A 22,451-nucleotide genomic window follows, 5' to 3' on the forward strand; every position below is an offset into this window, starting at 1 on the left:
CTGTCAACGGATCGCGGGTATTTGCGCAACAAACCGTCCATGATTGTTGAAAAAATGCAACAGAATGGCGTGTCCCTGCGCGGGGGCCTTGTCCTCCATTCGAAAAGTGCGGTCCTCGGCCAGAGCCAGCAGGACGCGGAGCGGCCCTCCATGGGTAATCATGCAGCAGGGCTCCGCCGCCTCGATCCGCTCCTGCCAGAAGGCGGTCACACGCTCGATTAGTGAATTCACGGTCTCTCCGCCGCCGGGCCGATAGCCCAGAGGGTCAGCAGCCCAGTCATCGACTTCGCCCCGGTCAATATCCGCCCAGCGTCGCCCCTCCCAGGAGCCGAAATCCATCTCGCGCAGACGCTCATCGATTACGAGCGGCAGGGGAGCGGGCAATAAGGCTGCAAGGGTCTGTGCCGCCGTACTGCAGCGTGTCGATGGGGAGGCATAGAGCGTTCCCTGCTCCCTGCCCTCCAGAAGAGCAGCCCATAATGCGACATGATCGTGCCACCCCACTGCGAGGGCGAGATCGGACCGCCCATAGCAGAGCCCGCTCGCGCCCTCGACAGGGGGATGCCGCGCCAAAAGAACCGAGAACGCCGGCGCCGTTGCAGGGCGTTCATCTGGCTCGGCGCTCATTGCGCTTCGCAGAGCACATGAAAGAACGAGCCCGATATCCTCCCTCTCTGAGCGCCTGCCGCCCCGAGAGGCGTGCCCTCGCCATCACGCAGTTCCGCCAGAGGCGCGTCGTGGCCTTCATGGGTCACGCTGGCATAATGGAATTCATGGCCGCGCAGTCTCGTCCCCGCCTTCCCGAGCACGCCATTCTGCGAGAGCGTCGCCTCTCGATAGCCGAGCACCATCTTGCGTCTCGCGAAGGATGTCTCGTGAGACAGCAGGCCGAGCATGGCATGGTGCGTGCCGGTCGCATCGATCAGTCCTTGCCCCATCACCATGAAGCCGCCGCATTCTCCATGAACCGGATGTGACGCGGCAAACCTTGTCATGCCGAGGCGAAACTGGGCGGCGTTCGCCAATGGCCCGGCATGAAGCTCAGGATAGCCGCCGGGGAGCCAGCAGCAATCGGCGCGCTCAGCGGGCGCTTCGTCCCGCAAGGGTGAGAACGGCAGAATTTCCGCCCCCGCTTCGCGCCAGCTTGCGGCCAGATGCGCGTAAAGGAAGGAAAAAGCGGCATCATTCGCAAGCGCGATACGCTGGCCGGGTGGTTTGAGAGGACATTTATATGCCCCCCGTGCAGGGTCTGCCTCCCTAAGGGGAAGCGCGAGCGACAGAATGGCGTCGAGATCGAGTTCACGCTCCGCCTTATCGGCCAGAGACGCGAAAAACGCCCTCAGATTGCCCCTTTCGCGTGCTTGGACCAACCCGAGATGCCGCTCCGGCAACACAATGGACCGGTCACGACGAAACACCCCAAGCACGCTCTGGCGCATCGCGGCGCGGCAGAGTTTTTCATGACGGTCAGAGGCAATGTTGTTCAGCACCACCCCACCGATCGACACTTCTGCCGACCATGTGGCCATGCCCTGCGCCACGGCCCCGACACTCTGCCCCTGACCGCTGGCATCGAGCACAAGCAGAACCGGCAGGCCGAACCGGGCGGCGATATCGGAAGCGGCACCGCGCTGACCATCCTCAAGCGCCAGACCATCGAAGAGCCCCATAGAGGATTCGATGATCACAAGATCGGCCCCGTCGCCAGCGTGCGCCAGCCCGGCAGAGAGAGCGGCGTCCGACATGGCCCAGCTATCGAGATTGGCGCAGGGCTTGCCCGTTGCCTCCTGATGGAAGGCGGGATCGATATAATCGGGCCCGGTCTTGAGCGCACGGACCTGGAGGCCGCGCCGTCTGAAGGCTGCGAGAAGGGACAGGGTCAGTGTGGTCTTGCCCGATCCAGAACGCGGGGCGGCGATCATCAGAATCCGGCTCATCGGGCATCCCCTGCACAAGGAAAAAGCTGGCAGACCCTCATGAGTCGAGCCTGTGCGCCACGCTGTTGCGCCGGGACTGCCACAACCCGCGCGCCATCAGCCCGCCGAAACGCTTTTTCATATCGGCCAGCGCCTCGGGATTATGCGCCTGCAGAAAGGCGAGACAGGTGTCATCATCGAGCAGTGCAGCAAAGGCGAGATCGATCTGCGCATCCAGACGGATGGGCAGGGTCGCGGCGCAGGCCTCGAGCGCCGCCACGCCGCGCGCCATCTCCGCCGCCCCGCGATAGCCATGGCGCATCATACCCGCGATCCAGCGCGGGTTGGCCAGCCTGCCCCGTGTCACCCGTGCCACCTCCTGCGCCAGATCGCGCAATCGGGGTGTTTCGCTCTGGCTGGTATCGCCATGAACCAGATGCGGGGCCCTCCCCAAAGCAGCAGCGGCGGCGGCAAGCCCGCCTTCATGAACGGCGTGACCCGTGCCATCGAGCAGATCGGTCTCGGCATGATCCTGCACATGGAGCAGCATCTCGGCCCGACCGATACGGCGTATCAGAGCGTCCTTCTCGGCTATGCCATCCTGACCATTGCCATAGCTCCATTGCGAGCCCTCCAGATAGAGGTGCCCGAGCGCATCCCGATCCTTCCAACTCCCTTCTGCAAGGGCCGATTCAAGACCCGTGCCATAGGCGCCGGGGGCCGCACCGAAAATGCGCGACGTATCCGGGTCGAGGGTCAAAGGGTTCCATTCCGGCTCTTCCGCGCGAGCGGCGACGGCACGCGCCGCCTGATCGAACAGCGCGATCAGCCCCGGAAACGCATCGCGAAACAGTCCCGAAATCCGCAGGGTCACATCCACGCGCGGCCGGTCGAGCACGGTCAGCGGCACGACCTCGAAACCGGTCAGACGACCGCTCGTGGCGTCCCAGCGCGGCTGCACCCCCATGAGCAGGAAAGCAAGGGCCATATCCTCTCCCCCGGTACGCAGGGTGGCGCTTCCCCAGAGATCGAGCACCAGATGGCGCAGAGGCTCGCCCTCTTCCTGCATATGGCGGGCCAGAAGCAGGGCGGCCGTTTTATGGGCCAGCAGCAATGCCGCGCGTGTGGGCAGCATGCGCGGATCGAGCGTGGTCAGGTTGCGCCCTGTGGGCAACACATCCAGCCTACCGCGTGTGGGTGCACCGGAGGGACCGGGCGGAATGAAACGCCCGTCCAGCGCTGCCAGCAGCGCCAGACGCTCGGCCTCCGGGCAGGCATCGAGACGCTGCGTCACATGGTCGGGCGCGACATGCGCTGTCTCTGCAAGCATGGCCACCAGAATGCCATGATGCGGCGGGGTACGACCGAACACATGCAGCCCGTCGCGTATCTGCAGGTCTTTCACGTCGCATAGATAGGCATCGAGCCGGGCCAACGCCTCGGCTTCATCCTCGACCCCGCTTGCCACGCCGCTTTCCGACAGCACGCCCAGATCGGCTGCGCGGTCAAGGATCTGGCGGCGCAGCACCGTGCCGCGTCGGCGGTCAAGCCCGTCAGCTTCGGCATATTCGTCGATCAGCCGTTCCAGATCGGCCATGGCCGTATCCAGACCGGCACGCTGTACGGGCGGGGTCATATGCCCGATCATGACCGCATTGAGCCGCCTCTTGGCAGCAGCGGCCTCGCCCGGGTTATTGACGATGAAGGGATAGATGACGGGCACACTGCCCAGCAACACAGACGGGGCACAGCTTTCCGAAAGGGCGACAGTCTTGCCCGGCAGCCATTCCAGAGTGCCATGCGTGCCCAGATGGATCAGCGCGCTGATATCGCGGACCTGGCGCAGCCAGAGGTAAAAACCGATATACTCATGGCAGGGCGGGATATCCGGGTCATGATACTGGGCCTTGCGCTGCTGGGGCAGACCGCGCCCAGGCTGCAATGCCACGACCAGCTTGCCGCAGGAGACAAACCGCACCGTGACCGGTCCTGACGGCAGACCCCAGGCCGCCACGACGCGCGCGCGAAACGCCTCCGGCAGCGCCTCGAAAGCTGTGCGATAGTCGGCCTCGTCCAGCACGAGTGCCGGATCGGACCGGCATAGGGCATCGGGCAGAGCCTGTGCTTCGAGGGGGGAGAGATCATAGCCCGCCTCATGCAACATGCTGGTGATGGCGGCGACACTGGCAAAGCTGTCGAGCCCCACCGCATGCGCCGCCTGGCCTTCTGCACCGGGATAATCCGACAGTACAAGGGCGAGACGCCGTTCCTGCGGGGTCTCGGCCGCAAGACGCAGCCAGCTCTGCGCCTGCGCGACCATCAGGGCGATACCCGGGGCATACGGAACGCGTCGCGCGGGCAGGCCGGGTGGTGCCTCGTCACGAAACGAGATGGGCGCCCCGTTCAGGCGGCCATCAAGCTCGGGCAGCACCACCTGCATGGCCAGATCGGAAGGGGAAAGCCCGCGCAGCGCCTTGGCCCAGCCCGTTTCTGTCGTGCTCGGTTGCAGGATCTGAAGCACCGGCACACCGGCCGCCTCAAGCACGGAAATCGTCCCATCCTCGCCCCGCGCCGCGAAGAAGGTAGCGTTCAGAATGATGTCGGGCGGCGTGTTGATCAGCCAGTCATCGAGAAAAGCCTGGGCCTCGGGCGCGCGCAATGACGCCGCATAGACCAGATCGACCCCGATCCCGGAGGCATCGAGCGCATCGGCCAGCGCATCGACCCCCGCCAGATCGGCAGCCAGAAGATGGGCGCGATAGAAGACGATCAGCGCCCGTGTGCGTCGTGACGGCGCAAGACGCCGATACAACGCACAGCCCGGCAGAGGCTCGACCTCAGCGCCGTCATCCTCGCCCAACCCGGCCAGCGCGCTCATCACTGTGAGGGCACAGCGCAGGTTTCGTGCCCCCCCTTCGCGAAACAGCGCATCGAGTCGCGTCCATTGATCGGGGTCGACGCTCGACAGCGCCTGGAGCGCCGGGTTGGGCGTCGCCTCGCCCGTGATGAAGGCGAGCGGGATACCGGCCGCGCGACAGGTCAGGCGCAGTTCATCCACGCCATAGCGCCAGTACTCCGTGCCACCCAGCAGGCGCACGACCACACAGCGTGCGCCTGCAATGGTCTGCTCGATATAGAGATCGACCGAAAGGGGGTGACGCAGGCGCGACAGGGTCGCGACCTGGAGGCTCGGATCCTGCGTTTCATGGATCGCCCGCAGCCCCAGAAGATCGCTTTCGGAAAACGAGAGCAGGATCAGATCGGCAGGCGCATGGGCGAGGTCCTCAGCCTGTGCCTGCCCGTCCAGATCATGCGATTCCCGAAAGAGGATATGCATGGTTCAGGCTTCGTTGAAGCTGCGCTGCACCGCCACGGGGTCCAGACCGTGCAGCCCGATCACCACGAGTTGGCCAGGGGACGCCTCGCCCTGTTCGAAGGCATGACGAATACGCGCGCCCACGGCCTGAACGCCAAGGCGCAGGCTCTTGCCCGCAATGCGCGCATAGCCCTTCATGCGCAGCACGTCATGGGTGCGTGCCACATGCTCCAGCCGCGCGATGAACGCCTCGACAGTTTCCTGCTCGCGAAGCGGCAGGACGAAACTGGTGAAATCGTCATGCTCATGCTCGTCCGCTCCGTCATGATGCGAAGGGCGCGCAGCGAGATCGTCCTCGGCCGCGGCGGAGAGGCCCAGAATGACGGCAGGATCGACGCGCCCTTCGCGTGCACGGATCAGGCGAACGCGCCGGGACCGCGTGGCGAGCCCGGATTCGATCGCTGCAAGCTCTGCCTCATCGAGCAGATCGGTCTTGTTGAGCACCACCAGATCGGCGCAATCGAGCTGGTCCTCATAGACTTCCTCGAGCGGGTTGTCGTGATCGAGTGAGTCATCCGCCTCGCGCTGGCGCTCGACCGCCTCGGGATTATCGGCGAAACGGCCAGCAGCCACAGCCGGGGCATCGACCACAGTGATCACGCCATCCACCGTCATGCGCGTGCGCACGCTCGGCCAGCCAAAGGCCTTGAGCAGCGGCTTGGGCAGGGCCAGACCCGAGGTTTCGATCACGATATGCTCGGGTGGTGACGGGCGATCCAGAAGGGCTTCCATAGTCGGGATGAAATCATCCGCCACCGTGCAGCACAGGCAGCCATTGGTCAGCTCGACAATATCTTCTTCGGGGCAGTTGGGCAGGCTGCATCCGCGCAGCGTCCCGCCATCGATCCCCAGCGAGCCGAATTCATTGACGACAATGGCGATGCGCCGCCCGTCCGATTTCTCGATCAGATGACGCAACAACGTGGTCTTTCCGGCGCCGAGAAAACCGGTGATGATGGTAACGGGGATCTTGCTCATGCGAGGTTTCCAGAAGCTTGTGGCGAGAGGGGATCTGCCAGGGCAGGGTTTCGTGGCGCAGAATCTTGTGGGGAGATCGTGCTATCCGCAGGAGAGGCCTTGCCAGGAGGAGCGTCGACCATGAAGGGAAAACGCCCCAGGATAACCTCACGCAGGCTCTCGGGGCGACGCGACGGCATGACCGTACCGGAGGGCGAACGCGCATAGGCCTGTGCATAGATCAGCAGATCGGGTGCCAGTTCGGGATGAAGACGGCCCAGAAGCCAGGACCATTTCCCCGGCATGGAAAGCGTCGCCGTGCACCCCTGCTGGCAGGCTGCCAGGCAGCGCACCCCCTGAACACGCACGGCAGTTTCCCCGGCCAGCGCGACCAACGCATCATGCAGGGCCTCGCCCCCGTCGCGACAGGTCTGGCAGACATGCAGAACAGGCGTCTCGCCTGGTGAAAGGATCGGTTCGGCCATGGGCCCTCCCGGACCGGACCCGGCGTCCCGAAAAATCCGGGCGACAGGCAAGAAAGGCGCAAAGTCGATTGCCGGTACGAACCGGCCCACCCTGACCTGCACCTCTCGGCGCTGGACAGGATCCGTCTCTCTCCGGGCACCCCGCCGGACAGCGAAATCAGCGATATGACGGCAGGTCTCCTGGCTCATGGCACCGGTTTCCCGGAGCCGTCGCCCCCTTCCCGGAGTGCACTCCAGTGGGATATGGCGACGGTATTGCACCATCTACAGTTGCGGGGGCAGCGCGGGACTGGCGCGTTACTGCGCGCACCCGCTTCCCTTTTCACCCCTTGCAGGGCACCGTCGCCCCTTGTCTAGCAGATTTGCCGAAACCGATGCAAAGCGGCAGAGCGCGGTGCGGGTCATTCTGTTTCCATCTTGAAACATCATGTCGACCCCTGACATCATCGGCGCTCCACCCCATGATACGAGTGAGGGATGACCCCCATGCCTCATCTTCTTGTTGTCGATGACGATCAGGACATCCTGACGCTGCTCGGCACGTTCCTGCGCAAGCATCAGCATCGTGTCTCCACCGCGCAGGACGGCGCAGCGATGTTCGCCATTCTCGACACCGAGCCGGTCGATCTCATCATTCTCGACATCATGCTGCAGCATGAAGACGGCTTCAGCCTCTGCCAGCGACTACGTGCCACGTCGCGCGTGCCGGTCATCATGCTCTCCGCCATGGCCGACCACACAGATCGGGTGGTGGGGCTGGAAATCGGCGCCGATGATTATCTGACCAAACCCTTCGACCAGCGCGAATTGCTCGCCAGGGTGAAAGCCGTGCTGCGCCGCAGCAATGCTGCGGACGACCCGGCGCCCTCCCTGCGTCCCAGCCTGCGTTTCGGAAGCTGGATTCTGGATGTCACAAGGCGTGAATTGCGCGCCTCCGATTCCTCACTGGTTCCCCTCTCAGGCGGCGAATTCGACCTGCTGCTGTCCTTCGCCGAGCATCCACAGCGTGTGCTGACACGCGACCAGCTCATGGATATGGCGCGCGGCCCCGATCATGCCGCATTCGATCGCAGCATCGACGTGCAGGTGAGCCGCCTGCGCGCCAAGCTGGAGGAAGACCCCAGAAATCCGACCTTGATCCGTACCGTGCGCAATGGGGGCTATCTGTTCGCCTCTGCGGTAAAACGCTCATGACGCGGCGCTTTCTCATGCAGGACACGATCTCGCGCCGCCTGATCGTAACCGTCGCTCTGGCGGCGGCGGTGACATTGCTCCTGCTCGAACTCTTTGTGGCCTTTGGCGGTCAATGGACAAAGCCCGATATCGAGGCCACGGGCATGGTGCGCGAGGTGGCGTCTGTCATTCGCATGACCGGCGCCGCACCCGCAGAACACCGCCCCGCCCTGCTTCAAGCAGCCAATACGACCGAACTGCATTTCGCCTGGTATGCCCCGCATTCTCCCCTCGCCCTCGCCCTGGAGCACGGCCATTACCGGGCGATGGAGGTCGGCGAATCCTGGCATTTCCTCAGCCCGCATCTGGGGCATCGGCCACGCCATATGGCCGTATTCCAAGAAGATAATCCGGTCTCGTTACTTCCTGGACTGCCTTATGACCGCTCTGTTTTTCACGATGCGTATTTTGCCGGGGTTCAGCTCGATGACGGAAGCTGGATCCTGTGCGTGGCCTTGCAGAGATTCTGGGGGCTCTATGCCTTTCAGCGTCTTTGCCTCGAAGGCGCCATGCTCGCCCTCTGGATCATTGCCGTCTCGCTCATCGCATCGCGTCAGCTCTCCCGCCCGATCGAACATCTGGCTCATGGCGTACGTCAGATCGCCGGTAAGCCTGCCTCGGCACACCTCCCTGAAACCGGCCCGCGTGAACTCCGCCTCGTTGCAGAGACGATCAACGCCCTTCAGGCCCAGATTGCGAAATTCGTAGCGGATCGTACGACCATGCTGGCCGCGATCTCCCATGATCTGCGCACGCCCCTCACCCGCATCCGCTTGCGCGGCGAATTCATCGACTGCACGGAGCAGCAGAGACTGCTGTTTCGCGATGTCGACGAAATGCAGATCATGATCGATGGCGCGCTCTCCTTCTTTCGCGAAGATGCCGCGCGCGAGGAAAGCACGGCCTTCGATCTCTCTGGCTTGCTTCAGACGATCGCCTATGACTATGCCGATCAGGGGCATGATGTACGCTACGACAATCCGGGGCGTATCGGCTATCGAGGGCCAATCCATGCGTTGAAACGCGTTTTCTCCAATCTGGTGGAAAATGCCATCAAATATGCCACGCCACCCCACATCACCCTGACACAGGAGGCCGAGGGCGCGCTGGTCGTCACGATCATCGATGACGGGCCCGGTATTCCGCCCGAAGCCTTGAATGCTGTTTTCGAACCCTATTTCCGACTGGATAAATCGCGCAACCGTCAGACAGGCGGCGTGGGGCTGGGCCTGACCTCGGCACGCACCATCATGCGCGCGCATGGCGGGGATATCATGATGCAGAACCGCCCCCAAGGTGGACTCTGCGTACAGGTTTTTCTTCCCGCCAGCCCATGAATCGTCAATTGTTTCAGCGCGGGAATATGCAGGACATCAAGCAGCAAGAACCGGCCGTCAGAACAGGGTAAGCCTGCGGCCCCGGGAAGATTCGATACAGGGCCGCTCCCCGAAAGATGGAGACCCCCTGATCATGATCTGCCTTGCCCCTGCCCGACATCACTCCCCTCGTGCTCCGCTGTTCTGGCGCCGACTGATCCTGCCCCTCACCATTTCCAGCATGGGTGCCCTGACCGCCTGCGCGGGACAGGGTACGACAAAAACAGGTTTCATCGCTCCCGAAACCTACGGCATGATGGTTCACCCCAAAGGACATAGCGATGATCTGGTCTATGCCGCCCCCGTTTCACCGGGGGAACGGTATCAATACGTGATGATCGATCACGCGCAGTGGCACCCCTCTGCCAAGGCTCCCCATCTGACCCTCAAGGCAGAAGCGCGCGTGACACAGGCCTTCGATGAGGAATTGCACAAGATTCTTGCCAAGGACTTCACGATCCTGCCGCCAGAAACACTCTCTCCTCCTCCGGGCACGCTGAGAATTCAGGCGGCAATCACCAATCTGCGCCGCAGCAAATGGTATTACAACGCCTTGCCCATCGTTGCCGGCTTTGCCGCAGGCGCGGCAGGCGGCGGTCTGCCGCCTATTCCACCCCCCGCACCGGGTGGCGCAAGCGAGGAACTGGTGGCCATCGATGCGTCGAACGGAAGGACGCTGATGGCCATCGCGACCTATAATAACGGCATGCCCTGGAACATGATGGGACAATGGCTGCCCTATGCCCATGCACGACGCGCCTTTCATCTCGCGGCGGCGCTGATGGACGAGCAATTGCACCAGACGGGCATCGCCCCGTCCCCCATTCCCGGCTGAGCATTCTGACCGCCTCTGAAGCAAAGACTGCACTTATACCCCATACTCTCGCACGAGGAGACACCATGCATCCGTTACGACTTGCCATCAGGCACCACTGGCCACTTCTCGGGCTGGTTCTCAGCCGGGACACCCTGATGCTTCTGGAAACGTTTATCCCGGCCACCTTGAGCCGCCTCACCGAGCTGCGCCATAACTATGCGCAGGGTTCCAACGGGACTGAACGCATCGGGGGAGTAGACCAATCGCAGCGTTCGCGCACGGCGATCCTATGAAGGGCAACATTCCGCCGCATTCAGCCCGACCACCAATTCTGCGAGGGTCGGGCTAAATAAACGCCCACAGGCAAAGGGGACCGTAATTCGGCCCTCCCATGCCTGACGGACGCGTTTTACGCCGCCTTGCGTTCAACAAGACAGACAGGAGCAGTCTCGAGGTACGGACCCGCCTGGAGAACTTCAATCGTCAACAAGCCCTGGGTTTCCGTGGTCGTTCCAAAATCGAGCCATGCACATCCCGCAGTCCAGCGTCCCAGTTCACCTTCGGCCCGTTGGCACCAGCCCGTTTCGGCGGTTCCCTGCAGATGTTCTGTCACCACCGTGCTTGTATCGGCTCCGAAAATCGTAACCTCGCCCACGCAGATACCGAGTTCGCGACGATCGTCCAGGAACGGCCCGACGACATCACATGGGCGGGAATGGCGCGAAACGATATGAGCGCCTGCCTGGTCCGCAGGAATCGAGAATACCGCCCAACGATCATTGACGCGCAGCGGATCGACCCGCTCCCCATTCGCCAGAATAAGGTGAAGATCAGGGTTGCCGATCAGGGTCTTCATGGGTGCCATGGAAGCAAGACCCGCACGCGTGGCCATCTGATCCAGACGATCATGAATCCCCTTGGCAACGGAAACGTCCCTGCACAGGGGCGCAGCAAGGGCTACGAGCTCATTTTCGTTTTCAGATCGCGATCCTGCGGAAAACCGGCTGATATCGTCGCGGAGCGTCTCGGTAAGAGCGCCGTTGGCGCAGATAATCGCATGTCCGGCCGTTTTGAAATGATAGTATTCATAACGCGGCAGATCGTCCCGGTAAAATATGGAACGATGATTAACGAGCATGCGTGCAGGGACGAACATCCCATCGATCAGGAAACAGTGCTCCGGCGTGACCAGAAGATCTGATCGGGGAGCATCTGAACCGAAAGCCCCGGCAAGGATGCAGATCGGCCGTTTATCCACGTCGGGATGGCCGGTGTCTTGAACCACGCTGGCCTTGCATCCACTCCAGGTGATGGCCTGAAGCCCAGCGGGTTCTCCCTTCGCATCATAGGTCATGACTTTCTGACCCGCTACCAGCTTCTCAACCGGCACCTCGCCGTCTTCCGTCTCAATCAGGGCACCGGCGAGGAAACAATAGCCCGGCTTGTCGCTGTAAAACTTTGCTCCTGGCACCAGAAGTCCGCCTGACGCACCGCCAGCCCAGGGGTAACCAGGCAACACGAGCTCGATATAGGCAAGCTCGTTGGATACTCCAATAGTACTGAAATGAAGATGGTAAGTATTTGTTTTCGAATCGTAGGAATCTGAGACCGATATGGACCGATTGGAATTATTGATACAGAAAAAACTGATATCCACGCCCGTACTTCCCTGCGGGAGGGAAACATTGAACACCCACTTCTTGCCGCCCGACGTCAGCGCATTGATATCGACGTAAAAAGTCCCGCCGTTCTGCCCAAGGGCGAGGTCATAGGCATGATAAGACCCACCCTGAGGAAGGGAAGAGGATTTTACGGTAAATGTCCCACCATCCACACTATATGACTGGCTACCATTGAACTGGCTGTCGCCGGATCTCTCCACGGTTTTTATCCTTATTATGTTCTTGAGCGATCTTTGTCGGCAGTAGCCGAGGCGGCCACTATACCAATAACACAATCAACAGAACTATTATCACCATGAAAATATAAACTATCAATGCAAATAATGTTTTCAATTTGTATTTTGCATGATTGCCATAGACAAACAGCATTACTTTTATCAGATTTCCTATTGTTTTCCATATAAAAACAATAACCGCTACGTGTAAGCGTGCTGAACGTTCGCCTTCCGGTGTTCCTGATATCGAGATCCCACTCTGCCCAACTCCGGTTGGCTGATCAGTCGCCAACTGCGGCCGCAGTTCTCACGAGCTTCGATTCTCACTATTCGAGTCATGGGCAATGGCAAGATATTAAGCGGCGTACCCCCGCGTGACAAAACGTTTTCACGATCCCGTGAAGCGTTAATTATGTTATTTATAACACGACAATGATATGTTTAGATCATGCAATGTTACGACGCGGCATGTGAGTCGCGCGGAACATCCCATTTTTCAGGACATGTACCTCCACCCTCGCAGCGCCTCTACGGACAGGACCATCCTCTTCTGCACGGGCGACTGCTTCTCGTCGCGCTTCTCCTGGGCCTTGCCCCCATCATGTCGTTGCACAGTCGTCGGACGCCCCCTTGGAAAGCCGCCGACTGCATTTTGGACAGTCACACCATGAGCAGAATCAGTACTGGTCTCGCCTCTCTTGCGCTGGTCACAACGGCCCTTTTCGGCCCCCTTGCCACAGGTTCGGCCATCGCAGAGGACAAGCCTGTTGTCGGCATCGCCATGCCCACCAAATCCTCTGCACGCTGGATTGCCGACGGCAATAATATTGTCAAAACCCTGCAATCGCGCGGTTATCGGACCGATCTGCAATATGCCGATGACGACGTGCCCAATCAGGTCTCGCAGATCGAAAACATGGTCGCCAAGGGGGACAAGGTGCTGGTGATCGCCGCCATCGACGGCACCACGCTCTCCGACACGCTGCACAAGGCTGCGCAGCGCGGGGTCAAGGTCATTGCCTATGACCGTCTTATCCGCAATTCACCCGACGTCAGCAATTATGCGACGTTCGACAATTTCCAGGTTGGCGTGCTTCAGGCAAGCTCCCTGGTCAAGGCACTTGGCTTGCCCGACGCCAAGGGACCGTTCAATATCGAGCTTTTCGGCGGCTCACCGGACGATAACAACGCCTATTTCTTCTTCAATGGCGCCATGTCGGTGCTCAAGCCCTATCTTGATAGCGGCAAGCTGGTAATCCCCTCCGGCCAGAAGACCATGGACAAGGTCTCGACCCTGCGTTGGGACGGTGCCACCGCACAGTCACGCATGGATAATCTGCTGAGCGCCTATTATACCGACCGTCATCTCGACGCCGTGCTCTCCCCTTATGACGGCATCTCCATTGGCATCATCTCCTCGCTCAAGGGGGTAGGCTATGGCAGTGGCGACACCAAAATGGCCTATGTCAGCGGACAGGATTGCGAAATTCCTTCCGTCAAATCCATTCTTGCGGGCGACCAGTACTCTTCGATCTTCAAGGACACGCGCAAGCTGGCCGGCGTGACCGCTGACATGGTGGACGCCATGCTGGCGGGCAAGACGGTGCCGGTCAACGATACCAAGAGCTATAATAACGGCGTCAAGGTGGTGCCCGCCTATCTGCTGACACCGGTGGTCGTAACCAAAGCCAATATCCGTCCGACCCTGATCGATAGCGGCTATTATACCGCAAGCCAGATCGAGTAGCGCCATGAGCCCCATTCTGGAAATGCGTAACATCGCCAAGCGTTTCGGCCCCGTAAAGGCCCTGAGCGATGTCAGTTTTTCGGTCGAGCCCGGCGAAATTCATGCCCTTTGCGGTGAGAACGGCGCGGGTAAATCGACCCTGATGAAAATCCTGAGCGGGGTCTACCCCGCCGGGAGTTACGACGGACAGATCGTGTTCGATGGCGAAGAGCGCCGTTTTGCCGATATCAACGGCTCCGAGGCGCTCGGCATCATCATCATCCACCAGGAACTGGCGCTCATCCCGCTGCTCTCGGTGCAGGAGAACATCTTCATCACCCATCCGCCAGGGCGCTTCGGTGTGATCGACCGCGATGTTGCGCGTGTTCGGGCACGGGATCTGATGCGTCAGGTCGGGCTGACAGAGGCCCCCGAGACGCTTGTCACCCATCTGGGCGTGGCCAAGCAGCAGCTCGTCGAGATCGCCAAGGCACTTTCGAAGAAAGTGCGTCTGCTTATTCTGGATGAACCAACGGCCAGTCTGAACGAGCGCGACAGTGCGGCGCTGCTCGATCTGCTCCTCGCCTTCAAGGCCGAGGGGCTGTCGTCCATTCTCATCTCGCACAAGCTGAACGAGATCTCTCGTGTCGCAGATCGCATCACCGTGCTGCGTGACGGACGCAGTGTCGGCACGATCGATTGCCGCAACGGTCCCGCGGATGAAGACGAAATCATCCGCCTGATGGTCAATCGCGATCTGGAACATCGCTACCCGCCTCATACACCGCGGATTGGCGAAATGCTGATGGAGGTACATGACTGGTCAGCCTGGCATCCTCTCCACGCTGACCGCCAGGTGATACGCAATGTCGATTTCCACGTTCGTGCGGGTGAGATCGTGGGCATTGCGGGTCTCATGGGGGCGGGGCGCACGGAGTTTGCCATGAGCCTGTTCGGGCGCTCCTTCGGCACACGCATATCGGGCGATGTCACCATGCGCGGCAAGGCAGTGGATGTCTCGACCGTCAGCCGCGCCATCGCAGCGGGGCTCGCCTATGTCACCGAGGATCGCAAGGAGCTGGGGCTGCATCTGAGCAACGAGATACGCCACAACATCTCCCTCGCTGAACTGCGCGGCATCGCCCATCATGGCGTGATCGATGAGATCGCCGAGTTGCGCATCGCGCAGGACTACCGCGCCAAAATGCGCATACGCTCGCCGGATGTGCAGCAGATGGCGGGCAAGTTGTCGGGCGGTAACCAGCAAAAGGTGGTGCTGTCCAAATGGCTCTTCACCAATCCAGACGTGCTCATTCTGGACGAGCCCACGCGCGGCATCGATGTGGGGGCCAAATACGAGATCTATGCGCTGATCCAGCAAATGGCCGATAGCGGTCGCGGCTGCGTGGTCATCTCATCCGAAATGCCCGAGTTGCTCGGTATCTGTGACCGTATCTGCGTGATGAATGAAGGGCGTTTCGTGGGCGAGTTCACCCGCGAGGAGGCCAGTCAGGAAAAGATCATGCGCGCCATCGTGCGCAGCACAACAGAGTCCATGCCCATTTCCACCATCCCGAGCGAAACAGCCAATCTCGCTGTGTCCTCACTTGCTGCGGGAGCATCATGACCATGAGTGAGCACATCCTTCTCCCCGGCAACCCGCTTTCTCCTGCGGGTGACACCGGCCCCACGGGTGGGGCGCCGGGCGGCCATAAGCTGGGCAACAGCGCGATGGGGCGGTTCATCCGCAACAATCTGCGCGAATACGGGATGTTCATTTCACTGGTCGCGATCGGTCTGTTTTTCGAGATCATGACCAACGGCACATTGCTGCGTCCCCTCAACCTGACCAATCTGGTGCTCCAGAACAGCTATATCGTCATTATGGCGCTGGGCATGTTGCTGGTGATCATCTCGGGTCATATCGATCTGTCGGTCGGCTCGGTGGCCGGATTCACGGGGGCCGTGGCGGCGGTGCTGATGGTGCAATGGCACTGCAATGTGGTGGTGACAACTCTGACCTGCCTTGCCACGGGGGCACTGATCGGTGCGGCGCAGGGCTACTGGATCGCCTATTTCAAGATCCCCTCCTTCATCGTCACTCTGGCGGGCATGCTCGTGTTCAAGGGGCTGGCGCTGGCGCTGCTCGGGGGACAGTCCCTCGGGCCATTCTCCACCGTGTTCCAGAAACTGTCATCCGGGTTCATCCCTGAATTTCTACCCAAGATTGGCCCCTATAACCCGACCTCGCTGATTCTGGGTGTCATCGTTGCTGCGGCGATGGTGGTTGGTGCAGCACGTGCCCGCGCGCGCTACCAGCGCAACGAAATCGATGTTGAGCCCATGCCCCTCTTCATCGGCAAGAATATCGCGGTGTTCGGGATCATCGTCTATCTGGCGACTCTGGTGTCCAGCTATCGCGGTCTGCCCAACGTGCTGATCATCATGGCCATGCTGATCGCGCTCTACAGCTTCATGACCAGCCGGACCACACTGGGACGGCAGATCTATGCGGTGGGTGGCAATGTACGCGCGGCGGCCCTTTCGGGTATACGCACCGAGCGTCTTACCTTTCTGACCTTTGTGAATATGGGCGTGCTCGCAGCGCTTGGCGGTCTGATTTTCGCAGCACGGCTGAACACAGCCACCCCCAAGGCGGGACTCGGCTTCGAACTCGACGTGATCGCCGCATGCTTCATCGGCGGCGCCTCGGCCTATGGCGGTGTGGGGCGGGTTGGCGGCGCCGTGATCGGTGCCATGATCATGGGCCTCATGAATAACGGCATGTCGATCCTGGGTATCGGCATCGACTACCAGCAGGTGCTCAAGGGGCTGGTGCTTCTGGGTGCCGTTTGCGTGGATGTCTATAATCAGCGCAGAGCCTGAAAACAGACAGGGTCACCGGAAGCACACCGGTGACCCTTCTCTTCGGGAGTCGCTTCCCCGCTTCAGTGACCGCGCTTTACCCGCGATCCGCAGTAGCGGGCATCACTATCGCTGAACGTCAGAAACGATAACCCAGACCCAGTTCCAGCACCGGATAGACGGGAATATTCACATCATGCTGGATACGGCGACGCTCCCGCTCAACGCTGTCGGTGAATGACGGCAATGACGCCGCTGGTCCTTCGGTGGTCATTGAGACCTTGGGGTCACCCTCGGCCAGGATGCCAGCATCGACCGAAAACACGATATTGCTCACGATCCGTCCGGCATAACCGAAGCCGATATAGGGTGCGACCTGATTTGGAATTGCCTTGAGCGAGACACTCCCAGCATCCTGCACATCATAGATGCGACGCCCGATGCGTGCGTCGCCTGTTGGCGTGGCGCGCGCTGTAACGCGGTTACCCACGCCATAAACACCAAGGGACACACGCAGTCCCGACCCCAACGGATAGAAATCGGTCGTCAGCCCACCGTTAAAGAACCTGAATGACCCTCCGAATTGAGCATCAAGGTCATAACCTGTGGCGGGATTATCATTGGTAAATCGATGATGGTAAATAGAAGAGTCGTTATAAGTGAAAAAATTGATATTTCCACGAAATCCCCAATGCGAATTGGGAATGCGGATACTGACTTCAGGGCCAATACCCAGCGTGCCGACGCGGGCGGAAACTGTAGGTTGATACCCGGCAGGCAGTGAGGAGGCAAAAGCCTGCCCTGCTGCCGCGCCTGAAAGAGCCATGGAAATCAGGAATGCTGCTGGAAATCTGAATGACACGTGAATGCGCCTCTGCGGTTCCCCCCGCCATCAATAACGGAAGAGGTCCGGACATTAATGAAACGCATCGATCCGGCAAAGAAATTAATGACTTTGTAACGTAAATTTCTGCAATATCTTCCTGGCCGTCTCTTTCGCCAAGAGGCTCTTGGGGCTTCGAGCCTGAAGCGCTCCAGCCTTTCAGTCCTTCTGAAAAGCTGTAATCTTGCTTGCTTCGTCGCAAACCCGTGTCGCCCCTCTACGCCCTGAATAACAGTCAGGTAGTCGGGGAGTCACCCCCCTGCCTCCAGGCTCGATCAGAGGCGGGCGGATCATTCGCTCATGCACCCCATGCATCATGCCTCGACTATGGGGAGCTCCCCCCAGCTCCGATCGACTGTGCCACGCACGCTGGATACATGCATCGCCGGGAGGCCGCATCAGCGTATCGGGGCTGATTCCGCGGAAGACGCATGGTCAGGGACAGTCTGGAAGCAGAAAACCCTGTCTCTCAGCCCGATGGAGAGCCGGCCGCACCGTAGGCCAGAAGATCAAAAGACCAGATACTGCCCAGGCGAGAAAGACGAGGCATGCGCGACGAGGGGTCTATTTCTCCCGCGCCGGGGCAGGCACATTGCACAAGGCAACCCCATGTGCCGGTTTGATGAAAAACGGATCCTGGCGCGCCGCCCGTGCGGCAAGATAATCCCTGAAGCTCTGACTTTCGATCCGCATGACTTGCATCACTGGCCGCTGTGCGGATGGGAGATCTGCAGCCAGCTTTATGCTCACAATCGGCACGTTCTGGCGCTCATCTGTGTAGAAACCGAGTGCCCCCGTTCCGCGTGGCAGGGCGCCCAGATACTCCATTCCCGCAAGCACACGCCCGACAACGGCCAGGTTACGATCAAGCTGTCGCGGGGCCTCGCCATTGACCACATATAATTCGCGGCCATCTCCCGTATCGGGGGGCATATCCCGCCCGACACCTACCACACCGTAACACTGGGTGGGCCAGATTCTGGCTCCCTCGCGTCCGACCAGCCAGCCTGAGGCAATGCCTGACTGTTCGGCATAAGGGTCGGGATAAGGCAGCCTCATGTAGGTGAGCCCGTCTAGCGGTCGCTCATATTCTGCCGGAGGATGGGCCACAAACCCTTCAGGCAAAGGTGCTGCTTCGTCATGCACACGCCATTGCACAACATAATTGTCCTGCACACGCGTTATGGCGCCACCATCCCATTGGTTGGATCGGGTGAGACGGATGATATTGGCCACGTGAATAGGAGCAAAATCCGGCGCAAGTTCAATCACGATGCGCTTGCCATCGGCCAGCTTCATGATGAGCAGATGCTCCGGCGCCACGCTGCGCCAGGCGGTATCCGGCGCCTGGGCAACGATCTCGGCAGGGCTCCGCATGGGGGCCGCAAAGGCATGAGCAGGAAGCAACAGGGTAGTCAGGGCGAGGATGCGACGCATGAAAACAGGATGCCCCTTCGTTGCGTTCTTGCACAGTATTATCTGATGGCGTCAACGCTTAGCTCGTCAAGGTCTCCCTGAGCAGAAAATCTGCGGTGGATACAGAGTATCCTGCAGGCTCAAGCCATTGATCTCATCGGACAGGTCGAGCGATTGTCGTATTAACGATGTACGAAAACACCCTTGCGTTTGCGGACCTGTCAGAACTAGCTGTAAGCAACCTCCCCCCTATCTTTCTCAGCGCGTATCTATCGCCGCGGCTTTATGTCAGGGAGAGCAGCGATCGAGCGCTCGACCCAAAGCCGGAGTTCTTCAGGGCAGGTATGTGAAGCCTGGGGAATGACGACATAGGTCTTGCTGGGTGCGGCTTGCGGCTCATAGCGCAGGGGCTGCGCACCTGGCAGTGCCAGCAGTGCTTCCCGTTCATCTTGAGCGCCAGACCAATATTGGACAGCGAGGCAAAAACCCTGCCGCCCGCATAGCCCATGATCCCGCCGAACATCGGCCGGAACGACAGATCAGGTGCTGCCAGTTCAGGTCTCATCAGTATTTTCTGCATACCCGCAGGATCTCAGACCACCAGATCACCACGCTCCCCTTCTTAACCTGCAACCATTGCTTCCCGAGAGCGAGGGTGGTGTGCTTCATTTCCCTGCCTCGAAAGCAGGAAGACACTAGCCGAGATCCCACACCTCCAGTCTTGCCATCATCCCATCTATTTCCTCCTTAGATGCAGCATTACTACGGAGAGGTTGCCATCTGTCGCTGACACGAGGGGATGCGCGGTATTCCACGCTCTACCAATGAATCATGTCTTTCATTTGTACAGCGATACGTTCAACCCCGCGTACTCGCCCAGGACGCCAGCCATTTGAACCCTATTCTATGGCGATAGCACTCTTCGGATGGCTACTGGACAACACCCGGGCATGAGCCCTTCTGCTCCGGAAACGCTCTGGGTGCACGGATGCCCCTCAACTGCCCTTCCGACAGGTAACAGGTCGGCTGCCTCAGGAACTCACCCGAGGGACTTCAGCTTTTCAAGCATCTTTAGGTCAGTCAACGATGGCTTCAGCACCCCAGGCAGATCAGCCACTGTGGAACGTTTTCACTCCGACATATGCAAAAACGTCGGCATCATCAGGTGGAAAAGCTCGGCCTGAGAAGAGATGGCACATCGTGCGTAGATCTGCCGTCTGAAAACCTTCACCGTCTGGGGGCTGACGCCGAGAATCGTGGCAATCGACTCCGACGAATGGCCGCGCAGAATCAGTAAGGCCGTCTGCGCCTGTCGCGGTGTAAGGGTGATTCCTTCTCCCTCCTTCAGACGCGCCCAGAACAGGCTCGCACGATCTACCTCTTGCCCAGGCCCGTGCATTTCCAGATCGGACCAGTGCTGCGTCGTCAGAGCTTGAATCACGGGGGTCAGTAACGCGGCCTTTACTCTCTCCTCGGCGCTGAACGCCGTGCCTGAGCTCTCATCCCGACCGAGACAGAGATGCACGGAATACGCAGAACCGATCCGAACGAGATAGACCATCTCATCGACGATCCCCGTCTTCTGATAATACTGCGTGTAATACTCGGATCTGTGAAAGTGATCGGGCGCCACGTCCTGCAGATGATATACTCCGGGCGCCGCCGCCTTACGATCAAGAGCGTGAAACGGATCGAGCAGATAGAGCCCGGAACAGTAAGTGCTTTCGAACCCGGCATGAACGGCACAACTCTGCGCATGCGAATAAAGACAACGCGGAGCAGCGTCTCCCGCACAGGCAAGAATGGTCAGATTGTCCGGCGAGAGGCAGGCCTTGAGCCATAATCGCAATGCCTCCGGGAAAGCCGGGCCGCGAAGGCACGAAATTGCCGCACCGAGCAGACCGGGCCGCATATCCTTCATCCGCGCCATACCCCTTTCGGGCGATATACGTGCCCTTGCTCACGGTCCTAGTCTCGACCCGTTGCGCTGCGCCCTATCGCAGCCCTGTTTGTCCAGGGAGAGAAACCATGTCTGTCACAGTGTCCAGAACCGACGCCTCCGATACGGCTCCAACCGGTCTCGACTTACCCAGGACCACCGAGGCCATTCTCGCCGCCGATGGCCATCTCGTCCAGTCCTGGGCCGATCTCAACGGGCTCAAGAAACCAGGAGCCCGGACGGCCATCGTGGCAGCCAAGGGAACCATGGTGCGTGACAGCGACGGCAACGACCTGATCGACGGCATTGGCGGATTGTGGTGCGTCAATGTCGGCCATGGACGACGCGAGATCATTGACGCGATCGCCCAGCAGCTCTCGACACTCGACTTCTATTCCACCTTCTACACTTTCACCCATCCCGCAGCCGCGGCGCTGGCGCAAAAACTCGCAACGCTGGCGCCGGGCAGTCTGAACCGCGTCCATTTTTCCAATTCCGGCTCGGTTGCCAATGACGGCGCCGTGCGTATCCTGCATCATTATTACGAACGTCTCGGTCGCAGGACCAAGAAGCTCGTCCTGAGCCGTCATGGGGCCTATCACGGCTCGACCTATCTCTCGATCGCCATGACCACCCCGCCCTATTCCAAGGGGTGGTCCAAAGCAGAGGGGATCGTCCATCACCTGAAAAAGCCGCATTACTGGCGCGAAGGGGCGGACATGACCGAGGCCGAGTTCCTCGATGCCCTGATTGAGGACATGCGCACGCAGATCGAACATCTGGGAGCCGAGAACATCGCCTGTTTCATCGGCGAACCAATCATGGGAGCCGGAGGGGTCATCGTACCGCCCGCCGGCTATCACAAGCGCGTCCAGGAGCTGTGCGCGCACTACGACATCAAATTCGTGGCCGATGAGGTGGTCACGGCGTTCGGTCGTCTGGGGCATTTCTTCGCGTCGGAAGCTGTCTTCGACACACAGCCCGACATGATCACGGTCGCCAAAGGTATAACCTCAGGATATCAGCCTCTCGCCGCAACCCTGATGACGGATGAGATCCATGAGGTGATTTCAGGCCCGGATGGTGTCTTCACCCATGGCATGACCTATGCGGGCCATCCTGCAGCTGCCGCCGCTGGTCTGGCCAATATTGCCCTGATGGAGGCCGAGCATATTCCCGAGCGTGTGCGGGTAACCGGCAAGTTGTTCGAAAACACTCTACGTAGCCTTGGAGATATCGACATCGTTGGCGAAGTACGCGGCAGCCATTTCATGATGGGGATCGAGTTCGTCCGGGACAAGGCGAGCAAGGCGCTGTTCCCCGAAGCACTCAATATCGGCATGCTTGTCGCCCGCAAGGCCCAGGAAAAAGGATTGATTGCACGCCCTCTGGGCCACATCCTGATCCTCTCCCCGCCACTCGTCCTGACCGAGGTGGAAATTGCCAGGATTGGAAGCATTCTACGTGACAGCATTCTGGAAGTGATGCGAGACCTGCCCTCACTTAACCGTTGATGACGCGGGGGGCTGGGGCCCTGGTCCCTGCCCGCCATGACGCGCGCGCGT

The 22,451-nt window shown here is 60.3% G+C and carries 17 protein-coding genes, 1 pseudogene and 1 riboswitch; of the genes and pseudogenes, 8 read left to right on the forward strand and 10 right to left on the reverse strand.

Annotated elements, in window-relative coordinates:
* Window positions 1-3: 3 nt before the first annotated feature.
* The 5 genes and pseudogenes from AA0535_RS04380 to AA0535_RS04400 all read right to left on the reverse strand — a co-directional run.
* Complete coding sequence (locus AA0535_RS04380) at window positions 4-627, reverse strand: histidine phosphatase family protein (protein ID WP_264814664.1); 624 nt, start codon at window positions 625-627, stop codon at window positions 4-6.
* The gene (locus AA0535_RS04385) at window positions 624-1,937 is read right to left on the reverse strand and encodes a cobyrinate a,c-diamide synthase (protein ID WP_264814665.1); all 1,314 of its coding nucleotides are present in this window, start codon (window positions 1,935-1,937) and stop codon (window positions 624-626) included. Before AA0535_RS04385 ends, AA0535_RS04380 begins: the two co-directional genes overlap by 4 nt.
* Window positions 1,938-1,974: 37 nt before the next feature.
* Window positions 1,975-5,253 carry a cobaltochelatase subunit CobN gene (gene cobN / locus AA0535_RS04390; RefSeq protein ID WP_264814666.1) on the reverse strand — a complete coding sequence of 1,093 codons (3,279 nt, stop codon included), beginning with the start codon at window positions 5,251-5,253 and terminating at the stop codon, window positions 1,975-1,977.
* Between the two features lie 3 nt (window positions 5,254-5,256).
* A complete protein-coding gene (gene cobW, locus AA0535_RS04395; protein WP_264814667.1) occupies window positions 5,257-6,270 on the reverse strand; it encodes a cobalamin biosynthesis protein CobW in 1,014 nt (337 codons plus the stop codon).
* Window positions 6,271-6,386: 116 nt separating this feature from the next.
* Window positions 6,387-6,734, reverse strand: a pseudogene (locus AA0535_RS04400) (DUF1636 domain-containing protein); the annotation flags it as partial.
* Window positions 6,735-6,887: 153 nt separating this feature from the next.
* Window positions 6,888-7,093: riboswitch (cobalamin riboswitch) on the reverse strand.
* A 118-nt stretch (window positions 7,094-7,211) separates the two neighbouring features.
* On the opposite strand from AA0535_RS04400, the gene AA0535_RS04405 reads away from it, so the two are divergent.
* The 4 genes from AA0535_RS04405 (at window position 7,212) to AA0535_RS04420 (ending at window position 10,453) form a co-directional block, all read left to right on the forward strand.
* On the forward strand, window positions 7,212-7,928 hold the full coding sequence (locus AA0535_RS04405) for a response regulator (RefSeq protein WP_264814668.1): 717 nt from the start codon (window positions 7,212-7,214) through the stop codon (window positions 7,926-7,928).
* Window positions 7,925-9,304 (forward strand): ATP-binding protein, encoded by a 1,380-nt coding sequence (locus AA0535_RS04410; protein ID WP_264814669.1) that lies wholly within the window; start codon window positions 7,925-7,927, stop codon window positions 9,302-9,304. Before AA0535_RS04405 ends, AA0535_RS04410 begins: the two co-directional genes overlap by 4 nt.
* Window positions 9,305-9,437: 133 nt before the next feature.
* Window positions 9,438-10,178, forward strand: coding sequence for a DUF3313 domain-containing protein (locus tag AA0535_RS04415; RefSeq protein ID WP_264814670.1), 741 nt, complete (start codon window positions 9,438-9,440; stop codon window positions 10,176-10,178).
* Window positions 10,179-10,243: 65 nt separating this feature from the next.
* Entirely contained in the window at window positions 10,244-10,453 is a 210-nt protein-coding gene (locus tag AA0535_RS04420; protein ID WP_264814671.1) for a hypothetical protein, read from the forward strand.
* A 116-nt stretch (window positions 10,454-10,569) separates the two neighbouring features.
* Here AA0535_RS04420 and AA0535_RS04425 read toward each other — a convergent pair whose 3' ends face one another.
* Window positions 10,570-12,042 (reverse strand): Hint domain-containing protein, encoded by a 1,473-nt coding sequence (locus AA0535_RS04425; RefSeq protein WP_264814672.1) that lies wholly within the window; start codon window positions 12,040-12,042, stop codon window positions 10,570-10,572.
* 682 nt (window positions 12,043-12,724) lie between these two features.
* Here AA0535_RS04425 and chvE point away from each other — a divergent pair.
* Genes chvE through mmsB form a run of 3 tightly spaced genes read left to right on the forward strand, consistent with a single transcriptional unit; the run spans window position 12,725 to window position 16,669 of the window.
* The gene (chvE, locus tag AA0535_RS04430) at window positions 12,725-13,804 is read left to right on the forward strand and encodes a multiple monosaccharide ABC transporter substrate-binding protein (protein ID WP_264814673.1); all 1,080 of its coding nucleotides are present in this window, start codon (window positions 12,725-12,727) and stop codon (window positions 13,802-13,804) included.
* Window positions 13,805-13,808: 4 nt separating this feature from the next.
* Window positions 13,809-15,410: a multiple monosaccharide ABC transporter ATP-binding protein gene (mmsA, locus tag AA0535_RS04435; protein ID WP_264814674.1), complete on the forward strand. Its 1,602-nt coding sequence runs from the start codon at window positions 13,809-13,811 to the stop codon at window positions 15,408-15,410.
* 2 nt (window positions 15,411-15,412) lie between these two features.
* Entirely contained in the window at window positions 15,413-16,669 is a 1,257-nt protein-coding gene (mmsB, locus tag AA0535_RS04440) for a multiple monosaccharide ABC transporter permease (RefSeq protein ID WP_306310216.1), read from the forward strand.
* A 118-nt stretch (window positions 16,670-16,787) separates the two neighbouring features.
* Here mmsB and AA0535_RS04445 read toward each other — a convergent pair whose 3' ends face one another.
* The 4 genes from AA0535_RS04445 to AA0535_RS04460 all read right to left on the reverse strand — a co-directional run bounded on the left by AA0535_RS04445 (window position 16,788) and on the right by AA0535_RS04460 (window position 20,868).
* Window positions 16,788-17,510: a hypothetical protein gene (locus tag AA0535_RS04445; protein WP_264814675.1), complete on the reverse strand. Its 723-nt coding sequence runs from the start codon at window positions 17,508-17,510 to the stop codon at window positions 16,788-16,790.
* Window positions 17,511-18,095: 585 nt separating this feature from the next.
* Entirely contained in the window at window positions 18,096-18,968 is an 873-nt protein-coding gene (locus AA0535_RS04450) for a peptidylprolyl isomerase (protein ID WP_264814676.1), read from the reverse strand.
* Window positions 18,969-19,230: 262 nt separating this feature from the next.
* Window positions 19,231-19,512: a hypothetical protein gene (locus tag AA0535_RS04455; RefSeq protein ID WP_264814677.1), complete on the reverse strand. Its 282-nt coding sequence runs from the start codon at window positions 19,510-19,512 to the stop codon at window positions 19,231-19,233.
* A gap of 564 nt (window positions 19,513-20,076) precedes the next feature.
* Window positions 20,077-20,868 (reverse strand): helix-turn-helix transcriptional regulator, encoded by a 792-nt coding sequence (locus tag AA0535_RS04460; protein ID WP_264814678.1) that lies wholly within the window; start codon window positions 20,866-20,868, stop codon window positions 20,077-20,079.
* A 107-nt stretch (window positions 20,869-20,975) separates the two neighbouring features.
* On the opposite strand from AA0535_RS04460, the gene AA0535_RS04465 reads away from it, so the two are divergent.
* On the forward strand, window positions 20,976-22,400 hold the full coding sequence (locus AA0535_RS04465) for an aminotransferase class III-fold pyridoxal phosphate-dependent enzyme (RefSeq protein WP_264814679.1): 1,425 nt from the start codon (window positions 20,976-20,978) through the stop codon (window positions 22,398-22,400).
* Window positions 22,401-22,451: the final 51 nt, after the last annotated feature.

The organism is Asaia krungthepensis NRIC 0535 (assembly GCF_025995175.1).
Lineage (GTDB): Bacteria > Pseudomonadota > Alphaproteobacteria > Acetobacterales > Acetobacteraceae > Asaia > Asaia krungthepensis.